At 34.2% G+C, this 13,492-nt stretch carries 11 protein-coding genes; 6 read left to right on the plus strand and 5 right to left on the minus strand.

Annotated elements, in window-relative coordinates; genetic code table 11:
- Positions 1-117: 117 nt before the first annotated feature.
- The 5 genes from BKM63_RS07320 to BKM63_RS07340 all read right to left on the minus strand — a co-directional run bounded on the left by BKM63_RS07320 (position 118) and on the right by BKM63_RS07340 (position 6,759).
- Positions 118-555 (minus strand): retropepsin-like aspartic protease, encoded by a 438-nt coding sequence (locus BKM63_RS07320; protein WP_071635961.1) that lies wholly within the window; start codon positions 553-555, stop codon positions 118-120.
- Positions 507-3,161, minus strand: a complete 2,655-nt coding sequence (locus BKM63_RS07325) for a CHAT domain-containing protein (protein ID WP_071635962.1) — start codon at positions 3,159-3,161, stop codon at positions 507-509. Before BKM63_RS07325 ends, BKM63_RS07320 begins: the two co-directional genes overlap by 49 nt.
- 162 nt (positions 3,162-3,323) lie before the next feature.
- Positions 3,324-5,276: a PKD domain-containing protein gene (locus tag BKM63_RS07330; protein ID WP_071635963.1), complete on the minus strand. Its 1,953-nt coding sequence runs from the start codon at positions 5,274-5,276 to the stop codon at positions 3,324-3,326.
- A 111-nt stretch (positions 5,277-5,387) separates the two neighbouring features.
- Positions 5,388-6,377 (minus strand): hypothetical protein, encoded by a 990-nt coding sequence (locus BKM63_RS07335; protein ID WP_071635964.1) that lies wholly within the window; start codon positions 6,375-6,377, stop codon positions 5,388-5,390.
- 82 nt (positions 6,378-6,459) lie between these two features.
- The gene (locus tag BKM63_RS07340) at positions 6,460-6,759 is read right to left on the minus strand and encodes a hypothetical protein (RefSeq protein WP_071635965.1); all 300 of its coding nucleotides are present in this window, start codon (positions 6,757-6,759) and stop codon (positions 6,460-6,462) included.
- A gap of 130 nt (positions 6,760-6,889) precedes the next feature.
- On the opposite strand from BKM63_RS07340, the gene BKM63_RS07345 reads away from it, so the two are divergent.
- The 6 genes from BKM63_RS07345 (at position 6,890) to BKM63_RS07370 (ending at position 13,268) form a co-directional block, all read left to right on the plus strand.
- Positions 6,890-7,474: an RNA polymerase sigma factor gene (locus BKM63_RS07345; protein ID WP_071635966.1), complete on the plus strand. Its 585-nt coding sequence runs from the start codon at positions 6,890-6,892 to the stop codon at positions 7,472-7,474.
- Between the two features lie 2 nt (positions 7,475-7,476).
- Positions 7,477-8,199: a tetratricopeptide repeat protein gene (locus BKM63_RS07350; RefSeq protein ID WP_071635967.1), complete on the plus strand. Its 723-nt coding sequence runs from the start codon at positions 7,477-7,479 to the stop codon at positions 8,197-8,199.
- A 124-nt stretch (positions 8,200-8,323) separates the two neighbouring features.
- Positions 8,324-9,967 carry a S41 family peptidase gene (locus BKM63_RS07355; RefSeq protein ID WP_071635968.1) on the plus strand — a complete coding sequence of 548 codons (1,644 nt, stop codon included), beginning with the start codon at positions 8,324-8,326 and terminating at the stop codon, positions 9,965-9,967.
- A gap of 299 nt (positions 9,968-10,266) precedes the next feature.
- Entirely contained in the window at positions 10,267-11,046 is a 780-nt protein-coding gene (locus tag BKM63_RS07360) for a TatD family hydrolase (protein ID WP_071635969.1), read from the plus strand.
- Positions 11,047-11,110: 64 nt separating this feature from the next.
- On the plus strand, positions 11,111-12,247 hold the full coding sequence (locus BKM63_RS07365; RefSeq protein ID WP_071635970.1) for a 1-acyl-sn-glycerol-3-phosphate acyltransferase: 1,137 nt from the start codon (positions 11,111-11,113) through the stop codon (positions 12,245-12,247).
- A complete protein-coding gene (locus BKM63_RS07370; RefSeq protein WP_071635971.1) occupies positions 12,237-13,268 on the plus strand; it encodes an asparaginase in 1,032 nt (343 codons plus the stop codon). The genes BKM63_RS07365 and BKM63_RS07370 overlap by 11 nt, the downstream gene beginning before the upstream one ends.
- Positions 13,269-13,492: the final 224 nt, after the last annotated feature.

Consider the following 13,492-nt stretch of genomic DNA (forward strand, 5'->3'; position numbering starts at 1 on the left):
TTGGAGTAACAAATATATACGAAAAATAGATTCTTACTTAAATATAAAAGATTTATTGTTAAATAATTGAAGCTTAAACTGTATTGAATTGGAGTTTTTTTATTGAAATTTTCAGTATTATTTCAAATACAAATAATGGTTAAAATAGTCAATAATTGCCTTTCCCTGCAATAAAACATCGGCACCAATTATTCCGTGAACAGGTTTAGTTTTAAAGGATTCCAAAGCCTCATTTACATGCGAAAGATCAAAAATTACAATGCTGAAATCTTTGTTTTTCCAGCTTCCAAGCTGTAATTTATTTTGAGAAGAAATCTGTGTTGCCATACCGCTTCCGCCGGCGCCAGATGCTTTTGTTTTTGATTTTTTTGCAGATAATTCAAAACGTTCGATACTTTCAAACCCAATGCAGGTGTTTGAAGCTCCCGTATCTAAAATGAAGTTTCCTGAAATACCATTAATCTTGGCTTTTATAGAAAGATGCTGCGTTTTGGTAACTTTAAATTTTATTTTTTTGTAATTCTCTTTTTTGAGAACTTCGTGAAGATTTTCCATTTTCGATAAGGATTGAAAACCAAAAATAAGCCAATTACAACCAAAAAACTAATTACATAATAGATATAATTTCCTGATTTTTCTTCGGACGAAATAGAGCCGTAATACACAAATGAACTCCAATAATAAGGTGATTTCTTCGCATTCGGAATAGATTTATCTTTTAAATATTCAAGCTTTGCATTCGTATTCGCTTCAAAATAAGAAACATCATTTTTGACATTTTGATAAAAATCCGACATGAAAACCGAAGTTGTAAAATCGTTTACTTTCCATAAAGAAAACAGCAGATTCTGAGCGCCCGCAAACTGAAAGCCTCTCGCAACACTCATTGCACCTTCGGCTTTGTATAATTTTCCAATTCCGGTTTCGCAGGCACTTAAAACGACTAAATCCGGATTTATATGCAGATTGTACAATTCTGAATACAGGACTTCCTGATCGTAAAATTTAATACTCGCCGGCATTTCGATATCGCCAGATGAAGCGTGTGTACTCAAATGTAATATAGAATAGTTAACGGCATTATTTTTAAAATTACTAAACGTCGCATTTGAATTCTCTAAATATTTTCCTTTAAAATTACTCCTGATCGATTCTAATTCTCTCTTCGAGTAACTCAATTCAAAAGGGGTGTTTTCGAAAACCGGAAAAACGCCCAAAACTGTTTTTTTAGATTTTGAAACAGGTTTAGAATTCAGATAAATATTCGCCGAAGTATTATAAGCAATCTGGAACTCATTAAGCAAATAATGCATTTTGGCAAAATTCGTTGTGTTTGATTCTTCTGTAATTAATGCTTCAAAGGGAAGAAAATTTAAAATTCCGTCAGGAACAATGATGAGGTTTTGATAAATAGCATTTCCTGGCAGTTTTAATAAATCATAAACGTCTTTTCCGTAATGGTTATAGCCGGAAATATCGTTTGTAATAGCATCAGCAGTATTAAAATAATCAATAAATTGGGCAATTCTGGGAATTCCAAGATGAGTTATGTTGATATTATTTAAGGAAATTCGATTGTTTTGTAAAATGAAAAAATATAATTTTTCAGAACCCATAAAATAATAAACCATCATGGCTTTATCATTTTCTAATTTTGAAAATAATGCTTTTAAATCGCAGTTTTCTGGAACATAATTTTGATTTTCAGACTGAATTTTTTTCAGCGAAAGCATTAAATTATTTTGCGTTTTTATAAGTTGGTTTATCTTCGAAATAGCTGCCAAATCTCCTTTTTGCTGTTCTTTTAAAATAGCATTATTTGAGTTTTGAAGCTCTTGCAAAAGCTGTTTTTCTTCCGCGGAAGCGTTTTTAATATTCGAACGATAATCTTTTAAAATGCCCGATTTTGTTTTTTCGGATAACTGAAAAGCTTCTTCCAGATATTTTGTTTTGCCTTCCTTTTTAAACAATTCATCATAAATTGTAATGCATTTTTCGGTACGGTTTCGGGATCGCAGCTGCATCAGGATTTTCGAGTTTTCGTAAACCAGGTTATTCATCAATAAATCTTCTATATAAAAGGAAAGTTCAAAAGCCTTCAACGCTTTTTTAGGATCTTTCAGTTTTAAAATTTCCGCCTGTAAATCGAATGCATCGACTAAAACCGTTTCAGCATATAATTGATTTTGGTTTGGAAGACTATTTTTTGAATTGTAATTCGGAATCAGAATTTTAAAAACTGCCGAAATCTGTTTTTCGCTTTCATCGTATTTTTGTTCATCAAAAAACAATAAAGCTTTTTCATAATAGAGTTTAGCCAATTTTCTCGGCTCGGGATTTTTCTTTTCTAAAAATAACTTTTCGGCCATCTTCATATAACGATCGGCCACATCAAATCGTTGCCATTGTCGGTTCATTGAAGCTAAATTGCGATAAGAATTGGATAAAGTTTCGGTTTGGCCTTTTTCGTTTTTCAGATATTCTATTGAAGATTGAAATGCTTTTTCGGCATTTTGAAGCGCGTCTTTAATGAATTGTTTAGAATTTAACCAATAATTATTTCCAAGATTATTCAGCAAAATTCCTTTCTGAGAATTAGATAATTTCTCTGTTTTCAGCGTATTTTCTAAAACTTCAATTGCCAAAGAAATTTTGCCGGAACTCTGATAAACATTAGATAAATTTAAAATCGCAGCAAACTTTTGTTTTTGCGCATCAGGATAATTTTTAGAAGTATTTACAATAAAATAGTATTGTTTTATGGTGTTTTCGGCGCTGTCATAATCGCAAAGAACGGTATATAAATTCCCTAAAGGTTTTAGGCAGAATTCAATTATATCGTAATCACCGAGTTTTTGTTTTTGATAAATCTGCCAGGCTTTTTCGTAACTCGAAATCGCATTTTGAGTCTGTCCAAACTGGTTTTCATAATACGCTTTATTGCAGTTTAAAACCACAATGGCCAGCAATTCATCTTTGGTTTTTGGTTTTGAATTTCTCCAAAAATCAGCTTCTGCAGCGCTTAAATTTTGTAACGCTTCCGCAGAAGGATGAGCAGCGAACTTATCAATGACATTATATATTTTATCTTCCTGATGCTGTCCAAAAACATTCAGATTCAGAAAAAGAAAGATTAAACCATATAAGAGATATAAGTTCATGTTTTATTTTTTTTCACCATATAAATGATATAAGTTTAAATTAATTTGCTGCGTATAGTTTAAAGCTAATTTTAAAGTAATATAAGTTGAAATTTATTTATAAATACATTAAGACAAGGCTTTTAATATGAACTTATATCACTTATGTGGTTTATCAAAAAACTAAAATTTCCAGATTCCATACACTTGAAAATAATTAAAGTTTTGTTCAAAATTAATTACATAACGCGCGCCTAAACTTGGCCCAATTCTGGCGAAACCTGCCGTTAAATCAAACAAAAGGCCTGTTTTAAAATCAGCAAAAGAAGTTTTTATAGTATTATTTGTTGTACTTGTATCGATTAAAAAGTTTCCTTTATCGCCCTCATAAGTATCAATTTTTATATGCTGGTTTTGTTCTTGCGAGACATTGATATTCGCCTGAATTCCTGCACCAATTCCAATATAATTGTTAATGTTGTAGCGAATCAAAACCGGAACTTCCCAATTGATATTCTTGTTTTCAGTTGCAGTAGTGGTGCGTACCAGCTGTCTGGTTCCGTTTGCATTGGTATTGAATTGATCCACCACATTTATGGCACTATCATATTGATTTAAGGCATTGACCCATTCAACCTGCCAGTAAAAACGATACGATTTAAAAGGCGAAATTGTTGCGCCCACAAAATAACTTGTCGATTTGTCCAAATCCGGATAAAAATTATACCCGGCCTTTACGCCAACCGAAATTCCGGGCAGGAATCGGGTAGTGGCATAGTTTGTTATAATAGGTTCGTTTTTATCGAAAATAATCGAAGTACGGCTTTTGGTTTTTACCTTGTGAAAATCCTCGCCAAATTTCATCGAATATTTTACAAAACCTTTTGTACTGTCTTTTTCCTTTACATTTTTCTGCTCTGTTCCCGGCAGATAAATATTTTTAAACGTAAATATAATTTGCTTCTGCTTGATGATAGTATCAAGGCAACTTACGGTTGGTTCTTCGCCTTTTGGGCAGATTGGGCATTCTGGATACATGCTTTCAATCTGAAAAGTTTTTTTATCGAACATATCCGGAATATCCGTTTCTAAGCGAATTTTTCTCGCCGGACCTTCGCCATTGTTCTGAAAGCGGGTTTTAAAATTTACCCTTTTAAAACGCACCAGTCTGTAATTCATAAAACGTCCGTTAGAGCCCATTTTATTTGGATCGTGAGATGTTACGATTTCCATTTCAAGGTTTTTAATCTTATGGTTTTTATAGCTTCTGTTAGGAACAAAAATCCCGCGCATGGTAACCGTTGCGCTGGTATCTTTTATCATTTCAGGAGTTGTTTTAAATGTATAAAAAACATTGCGTGTTTCTCCCGGATTGGCATCATCAAATTCTAAAACAGAAACATTATGATACGTTTTATGAGCGTCTAAAAGCGAAGCATCGAGGTCTTCTTCGGTAGTTGTATTTCGGTATTTTTTTAGTTTAAAATTATTTTCGGCAGAAGCCACAAAATTATTAGAGTCGTCCAGGTCATCAACGGCAGCGACTAAGTTTTCTTTTACTTCGCGTTCGCCTGCGTAAGTTCTAAAATCGCTTAATTCAAAGTTGTTGTTTTTAAATTGCTTTTCATTATAAAAAAGATAAAGCTTTCCGTTTGCCACATAATTCTCCATATTTTGATAACTCACTACGACTACCATTTCCTGCTCCGGAATGGGATCGCAGTTTTTTAAAATTGCAAAACCATTTTGATCTGCGATAGAAGCGATGTCTTTATAATTATTATCCGTAATGTCGTTTACAGCTACTTTTTTCGGTCGTGTTGCCGGTGGTTTTCCGTTGTCGTAATTGTTCGTTACAGCCAACCTCGTGGTGTACGTTCCTTTCTTTTTATAAACGTGTTTAGGCTCGGCTTCTTTGCTGTAATGACCGTCTCCCAGTTCCCATAAATAAGAATAACTGGGTTTAGGAGCACCTGCAATAGGAATCAGCGGCGGTGTTTCGGGTTTAAAAGTAACGGCATTTCCGTTCTGGATAAAACCAATAGTGGCTCTTCGGGTTATGGTGTCTTTTACTTTGGTTTGTCCAATACATAAAATAGAGAATAGAATAAAGAAAACAGACAGTTGTGGTTTCATAACTAGATAGTTTTTAGTCTTAAAATCATCAGAATCAATCTTAAAACAGGATTAAATGTAAAAAAAAGTGATGAGCAAATCATCACTTTTTCTTAAAAAAGCATTTGAAAGTTACTGAATGGCATTAATTGCAGCAACAAGCTGAGCTTCGGTACCGACTGTTGTTTCGGCAAGGGTAAAAGTATAAACGTCGTTGGCAGCAACGGTTACGGCTTTAATCGCATATCTCCATTGTCCATTAGATTCTGTCGCAAAAATCACGTGACATTTTAATCCAACTGGAATTTGGCCATAGTGTTCGCTAAATAATCCTGCAGGCGTATAAGTATCTAATTTTGCCAGTGCATTTGTTCCTTCGCCGTCATAAGAAAGGTAAACAGCACTGTTATTGTTATCGTATCCGTCTGGTGCTTTTACCAAAAGAGTTGTTTTTGGTCTCGGATCGCTGTAAAAACGGTCAACATTTGTCCATCCAAAATTCCCAAAAGTTACATAGTAATTGGCTCCTTCGCCTTGTACACCGCCTTTACCACCGGTTCCATCAGCATTTGCTTTTGCATCTCTCCAGGCCAATTCTCCTTTATCATCAATTACACCAGTCCACAAAGTCATAGCATTATCCAAACCATCAGTTAAAGCAGTTGGCACAATCATATTCATGTAACATGAAGTTTGAAGTTCAACACCGCCTTGTGTTGCTTTGATGAAAAATTCTCCACCGGAAATTAAAAGATTTTTCTTTCCGTCAGCAGTAATTCCCATTGTTGGTTTGTTGGTTACCAGCATATTTCCTTTGTCAAAAAGTTCGATATATTCAATATCAACCTGACCGGTTACAGGATTTCCGTTTTTGGTAAGACAGTCTCCGTTGATGCTTAATTTTACACCTTTTGCAGAAGTTAGGGTTACGACACCATTTCCGGCCGTGATAGTAAAGTTCTGCGTATTTCTTTTTACTCCTTTTGTACTTATGCTTTTAAATGCTTCCGAAGTTGGAGGAAGCACGATACTGCCGCTGTCATCAACATCGCTGTTATCGCAGCTTACAAAAGAAATTAGTAAAAGGAATAAAAGTCCGATTGTTTTAAAATTTGTGTTCATAATTTCTGGTTTTTAATGATTATTATATTGATAGATGTTGGAGGTTAGTATTTTGTTACCCCTGTTTTTTAATTTTTTTTATTTATGCCGAAAGACATTTGTCTTCAAACAGATTTCCGTCTTCGTCAACAGCTACGAGAATGCTTTTCTTCTGCGAAAGCGTAACAATTAAATAGATCCAGACAAGAGCCCAAAGTCCGAGAGTAAGGCAGGTAAGCAATAAGTGGAAAGAATGTTTAATGGCTTTTTTTTCTTTGGATAAAACAACATACGGCAGTTTTTCGTTATGTTCTACGACTACAAAACCATTTCGGGTTTTGGCAGAAATCATTTCGTGAAATTGTGCTAAAGTCTTTTCGTTTGTAAATTGATACGTTTCCATTTTCTCTTAAGTTTTAACTCTTTTAAAAGATATTTGTTCCCTTATATCAACTGCAATTATTAATTGTTACCCTTTTATTTGAAATTTATTTAAGATTCTTTTTTAACTTTATCTGATTAAAAGTTTTTTTATGGATAAAAACAAAGTACATCCTGACCAAATTTATATTGACGGCCTTGCCTCAAACGATTCGGCAGTAATTCAGTCTATATATAAAAAGTTTGTTCCTAAAGTCGTCATGTTTGTAATGAACAATTCTGGAGATAGAGACCAGGCGCAGGATGTGGTTCAGGAAATTTTGATTTTGCTTTTTAATCAGGCCAAAGGCAATTCGCTCACATTAACTTGTCCGTTCGATGCTTACTTTTTTTTATTGTGCAAAAGAAAGTGGCTTAACGAGCTCAAAAAAACATCCAATAAAGGGGTAACAATTATTGAAGATGCAGTATCTATGAATGAATCTGCGCACGAGTTAATAGGCCAAACCGAAGAGTTTGATGAAAAACAACAGCTTTTTGATACCATGTTTCAAAAATTAGGAGAGAAATGTAAAGAGCTTTTAAAGTTGAGTTTTGAAATTAAATCGATGGAAGAAGTGGCCGAAAAACTAAATGTAACGTACGGTTATGTCCGCAAGAAAAAATCGTTATGCGTGGGCCAGTTAACACAATGGATTCAGGAAGCAAAAAACTTTAAATCTTTAAAAAACAATTAGTCATGAATGAAGAACGCTATATATTATTTGATCAATATCTTCAAGGCGAATTAACGATTGATGCTAAAAATGATTTTGAAAAACAATTGTTGGAGGATTCTGAATTCGCATCGGAATTTGAGACATTCAAAAACGTGCAGTTTCAGTTAGCAAACAAGTTTGGATTTGAACAGGAAAGAGAAGCATTCAAGCAAAACGTGGCCGCTATTTCAAACAAACATTTCAACAACAAACCAAAAGTAATAGGCTTAAAACCTTGGTACCTGGCAGTTGCAGCTTCGGTTGCGGTTCTGTTTGGCTTGTTCTTTTTTAATTACAATCAAAATCCGGTTTTTGGAGATTATAATAATCCGGAGCAAGCATCTTTTGCAGTTAGAGGAACGATCAACGAGACTTTGAAAGAGGCCGAAACGGCTTACAACAAGAAAAGATACAATACTGCAATTCCGCTTTTTGAAACCGTTTTGCAGAAACAAAAAACAGCCGAAATTCAGTTTTTTTATGGTGTTTCTTTATTAGAAGAAAGCCATTATTTAAAAGCCGAAGCAATTTTTAATGAGCTGAAAGCCGGAACTTCTGTTTATAAAGAGAAAGCAGTTTGGTATTTAGCGTTATCGAAATTAAAACAAAAAGATTACGAAGCCTGTAAAAAAATCCTGGAAACGATTTCTGAAGATTATGAAGACTACGATCAGGTTCAGGAACTTTTAAATCAACTGGATTAAATTTACTTAAAATATTTACTCCCTTTACGGGAAACCTCAATCGAATTTGGAATTTTAGTTCTAAATTCGATTTTGTTTTATAGGAACTTACTTAAAAACAATCCAGATCTAATTAACCCAATTAATGAAAAAAATTACTTTATTTCTTTTTATTGTATTTTCTCAAACCATTTTTAGTGCGGTTAAAATAACCGAAACCGAAAAGTTTACTGCGACCTGCAAAGTCTGGGGTTTCTTAAAATATTACCATCCAAAAGTGGCAGGCGGAGAAGTAAATTGGGATGTACAGCTTTTAGAAAAATTACCTAAAATAGAAAAAGCCCAAACCAAAGAGGAATTTTCATTAATTCTGGAAAACTGGATCGACGAACTTGGACCAATAAAAGAAATTGCACCAATTCCGGCACCAAAAGATGTTGAGTATTTTGATAAAAACTTCGATTTAAGCTGGTTCAGTAATAAGCTGTTTTCTAAGAAACTCTCTAAGAAATTAAAATTTATTGAGGATAATAGGTTTCAAACTGATGAAGAAATAGGACCAGGATACAACCCTCTTAAAAACGGAAATTATTTTAATCTGAAGTTTGATGATAAGAACTCCAGAATCTTATGGTATTTTATGTATTGGAATTTAGTTGAATATTTCTTTCCGTATAAATATAAAATGGATCAGAAATGGGATGAAACTTTTAAGCAAATGTTTCCTTTGGTTCTTGAAGCGAAAAATGAAGATGAATTTTTTACAGCAGTACGCAAAACAGCCTCTAAACTTGATGATAGTCATGTTGAATTTGCCCTATATAAGAATTCTAAATTTGAAGAAAGCAGGAGGTTTTTCCCTGCTGACTGCAGAATAATTGATAACAAAATGGTGGTTACTGAAATTCTTGCAGATAGTTTGGCGCAGGCCGATGATATAAAAGTAGGCGATGTAATTACAAAAGTAAATAATAAAACAATTGCAGCTTACATTTCAGAATACAGAGATTTGTTTGGAGCTTCAAACGAACCGATCCTTTTAAGAAAATTGGTTAGAAAAATTTTAAACAGCAACTCAGAAAAAGTTGATGTAGAATTTTTAAAAGACGGTAAGTATACAACAAAAGCAATGACATGGTACAATTATCATGATTCTCACAGAAATGAATTTAAAAAAGGAGCTAAAAAGAGAAAGGAAAAATTTAAAGTTTTAGACCATAATATTGGATACGTAGATATGGGGCGCATTAAAAGTGCTAATGTTCCAGATATGATTGAAAAATTAAGACCAACTAAAGCGATTGTTTTTGACATGAGGAATTATCCCCAAGGGACATATAATGATATCGCTAATTTTTTAAACGCGCATGAAGAAAAATTTGCCATTTATACACATCCGGATTTTAGTTATCCCGGTAAATTCAAATGGACAGAAGGATCAAAGTGTGGATCTGAAAACAAAGACAATTATAAGGGAAAAGTCATTGTGCTGCTTAACGAAGAATCTTTAAGTCAGGCAGAATGGACGGCAATGTGTTTTCAAACAGCTGGTAATACCACGATTATTGGAAGCCAGACTGCAGGAGCAGATGGAAATGTAATCGAGCTTGATTTTGCTTCGTTTCACACCAGATATACCGGAATTGGAGTTTATTACCCAGATAGAAGAGAAACGCAAAGAATAGGTATTGTTCCGGATATCGAAATAAAACCAACCATAAAAGGAATTCAGGAAGGAAAAGATGAAGTTTTAGATAGAGCTTTAGTTTTTATTGAAACTGGAAAATAAAGTAAAGTATATTTTGAGCGATCCCGAAGCTTCGGGAGAAAGGTACAGCAGCAGTTAGAAAAGAATTGGGGGTCTTTTTTTGCGGCACTTTTCCCGAAGCTTCAGGATTGCTTAATATTTGTAAACCTTTGTCAAAGTTTTAAACTTTAACAAAGGTTTTTTAGTTTAATATGTTGTTCTGAGGAATGACAAAAAAATGTCCTTCACGAAAGTGAATTCTTTAAATCCGTATGCCAATCTCTACTTAATTGGTATTCTTTTAATATTGTCGTAATTTTGACAACTTTAAAATTATACCATTGAATTCAACACCTATAATTACCGATACGCACACGCACTTATATTCTGAAGAATTTGATCAGGATCGTGACGAAATGATTCAAAGAGCCCTTGATGCCGGAATTACCCGTTTTTTTATTCCTGCAATCGATGCCGCTGCTACGCAGTCTATGTATGATTTAGAGAAAAATTACCCGGATAACATTTTCCTCATGATGGGGCTGCATCCCACTTACGTGAAAGATAATTACTTAGAAGAATTAGCACATGTAGAAACCGAATTGGCTAAGCGAAAATTCTATGCCGTTGGCGAAATTGGGATCGATTTGTATTGGGATAAAACACATTTAAAAGAACAGCAAATTGCTTTTAGAAAGCAGATTCAGCTGGCAAAACAATACAAACTGCCAATCGTAATTCACTGCAGAGAAGCGTTTGATGAAATCTTCGAAATCTTGGAAGAAGAAAAATCTGAAGATTTATTTGGGATTTTTCATTGTTTTTCCGGAACTTTAGTACAAGCACAGCAGGCAATTTCTTATAAAATGAAATTAGGAATTGGCGGCGTAGTAACATTCAAGAACGGAAAAATTGATCAGTTTTTAAATCAAATTGATTTAAAACATATTGTTTTGGAGACAGATTCACCATATTTAGCGCCTATTCCGTACAGAGGAAAACGAAATGAAAGCAGTTATCTGGTCAATGTAATTTCGAAACTGGCAGATATATATGACGTCTCTGAAGAAGAGATCGCAGCAATAACAACGCAAAATTCAAAAGACGTTTTTGGGATTTAACCTATGCCTTACAAAACTTTAATTTTTTTTTTGTTCTTTTGCCCACTTAAAACCAATATAAATAATGCAGAGATTTGATGCCATTCGACCGTTTTATGATTCAGAAATAAATGAAGCACTTCATGATGTTGTAAATCACCCAATGATGAAAACCATGATGAACTTTACATTTCCGGATGTAGAAGATGAGGTTTGGAAGGAACAGCTTAAGAAAACGCATTCGATTCGCGATTTTCAATGTAATTTTATTTATAATACAATACAAAGGGTTCTTGAAAAAAGCTCTGAAGGACTTACCACTTCAGGTTTCGAGAAACTGGAACCCAATACTTCTTATCTGTTTATCTCCAATCACAGAGATATTCTTTTAGATACTACTTTGCTGAACGTTTGCCTGTTCGAACATGGTTTGGTCATGACAGCATCTGCAATTGGAGACAGTCTGGTTAAAAAAGCTTTCTTGTCTACATTGGCTAAATTAAACAGAAACTTTTTGGTTTTAAGAGGATTAACGCCTCGTGAAATGCTCCAAAGCTCTAAACTGCTGGCAGAATATATGGGACAATTACTGCTTCGCGAAAATCGTTCGGTTTGGATTGCACAAAGAGAAGGAAGAACAAAAGACGGAAATGATGAAACCAATCCAGGTGTTTTAAAAATGATTGGAATGGGTTCTGACGAAGAAAACTTAATGGATTATTTTAAGAAACTAAAGATCGTTCCGGTTTCTATTTCTTACGAATACGACCCAACAGATGTTTTAAAAATGCCGCAATTAATGGCAGAAGCAAACAACGAAGTTTACGTTAAAGATAAAAATGAAGATTTCATGACCATTTTAAGCGGTATCATGGGAACTAAAAAAAGAATACATATTTCTGTTGGCGATGTTTTAGATACAGAAATTGACAAAATTGTTGCCGAAAATGATAATGTAAACAAGCAGGTTCAGGCTTTGGCACAAGTTATTGATGATTCCATTTTGACTAATTATCAATTATGGCCTACCAACTTTATTGCTTACGATATTTTAAACGAAACAACCCGATTCTCTCATTTGTATAAAGAAAGTGAAAAATCGCTTTTTGAGCGTCGTTTAGAAATGCGTATAGGAAGCGATAATCCTGTTACAAGACAAGGATTTCTGGCCATGTATGCTAATCCGGTTGTCAATAAATTAAAATACCAAGATGTCATCTAAAGCTAAAATACTTTTGATTTATACCGGAGGAACTATCGGTATGAGCAAAGACTTTGAAACCGGAGCGCTTAAAGCGTTCAATTTTGGAAAATTACTTCAAAAGATTCCTGAAATCAAACAATTAGATTGTGAGATCGAAACGGTTTCATTCGAAAATCCGATAGATTCATCGAACATGAATCCTGCAGAATGGACGAAAATTGCAGAAATTATTGAAGAGAATTACGTTTCTTATGACGGATTTGTAGTACTGCACGGCTCAGATACCATGTCATATTCTGCTTCGGCATTGAGCTTTATGCTTGAGAATTTAGCTAAACCAGTTGTGTTTACAGGATCGCAATTGCCTATTGGAGATTTGCGTACTGATGCAAAAGAAAACTTGATTACAGCTATTCAAATTGCTTCACTTCAGGAAAACGGAAAACCTGTTATTAATGAGGTTTGTTTGTACTTTGAATACAAATTATACCGAGGAAACAGAACCTCAAAAGTAAATGCGGAACATTTTAGAGCATTTACGGCACCAAATTATCCTGAATTGGTAGAATCCGGTGTTCATCTAAAATTAAATTCGCATTTATTTCTTCCTGTAAAAGAAGGCGCGGCTTTGATTGTTCACAAAAATTTAGACAATCACGTAGCGATTATAAAGATGTTTCCGGGAATGAGCGAAGTGGTTTTAGCTTCGATTCTTTCGACAAAAGGTTTAAAAGGAATTGTTTTAGAGACTTACGGGTCAGGAAACGCTCCAACCGAAGATTGGTTTTTAAACTTAATTGAAAAAGCCATTAATTCCGGAATGCATATCGTTAACGTTACACAATGTTCCGGCGGAAGTGTCAACATGGGACAATATGAAACAAGCACAGCTTTAAAGTCTCTGGGTGTTATTTCCGGAAAAGATATTACTACAGAAGCGGCCATCACTAAACTGATGTATTTGCTTGGGCATAATATTCCGCAAAACGAATTTAAAGACGTTTTTGAAACGGCACTTCGAGGGGAAATCTCTCTTTAAATAAAAATTCTAATATTTATAAAATTCCAAATTCCCAATCTGAGTAAGCTCAAAAGTTGGAATTTGGAATTTTTTATTGAAAATTTCGCTTCATCGTGTAGTTTGTCATTTCGAGGAACTAGAAATCTTCGCGAGTAACTCCGTTCCCGGAAGAGCCAATCTTTGTAGAGCTTCTAACAGAGATGTCTTTTTTCCAGCTGAATGACAAGATTGTGTGCACTTGG

The sequence above is a fragment of the Flavobacterium johnsoniae genome (genome assembly GCF_001879205.1).
Lineage (GTDB): Bacteria > Bacteroidota > Bacteroidia > Flavobacteriales > Flavobacteriaceae > Flavobacterium > Flavobacterium johnsoniae_A.

Coding starts and splice junctions, on each gene's coding strand:
- BKM63_RS07325 (WP_071635962.1), bottom strand. CDS start 3,161: ATGAACTTATATCTCTTATATGGTTTAATCTTTCTTTTTCTGAATCTG.
- BKM63_RS07335 (WP_071635964.1), bottom strand. CDS start 6,377: ATGAACACAAATTTTAAAACAATCGGACTTTTATTCCTTTTACTAATT.
- BKM63_RS07320 (WP_071635961.1), bottom strand. CDS start 555: ATGGAAAATCTTCACGAAGTTCTCAAAAAAGAGAATTACAAAAAAATA.
- BKM63_RS07350 (WP_071635967.1), top strand. CDS start 7,477: ATGAATGAAGAACGCTATATATTATTTGATCAATATCTTCAAGGCGAA.
- BKM63_RS07340 (WP_071635965.1), bottom strand. CDS start 6,759: ATGGAAACGTATCAATTTACAAACGAAAAGACTTTAGCACAATTTCAC.
- BKM63_RS07355 (WP_071635968.1), top strand. CDS start 8,324: ATGAAAAAAATTACTTTATTTCTTTTTATTGTATTTTCTCAAACCATT.
- BKM63_RS07365 (WP_071635970.1), top strand. CDS start 11,111: ATGCAGAGATTTGATGCCATTCGACCGTTTTATGATTCAGAAATAAAT.
- BKM63_RS07345 (WP_071635966.1), top strand. CDS start 6,890: ATGGATAAAAACAAAGTACATCCTGACCAAATTTATATTGACGGCCTT.
- BKM63_RS07330 (WP_071635963.1), bottom strand. CDS start 5,276: ATGAAACCACAACTGTCTGTTTTCTTTATTCTATTCTCTATTTTATGT.
- BKM63_RS07370 (WP_071635971.1), top strand. CDS start 12,237: ATGTCATCTAAAGCTAAAATACTTTTGATTTATACCGGAGGAACTATC.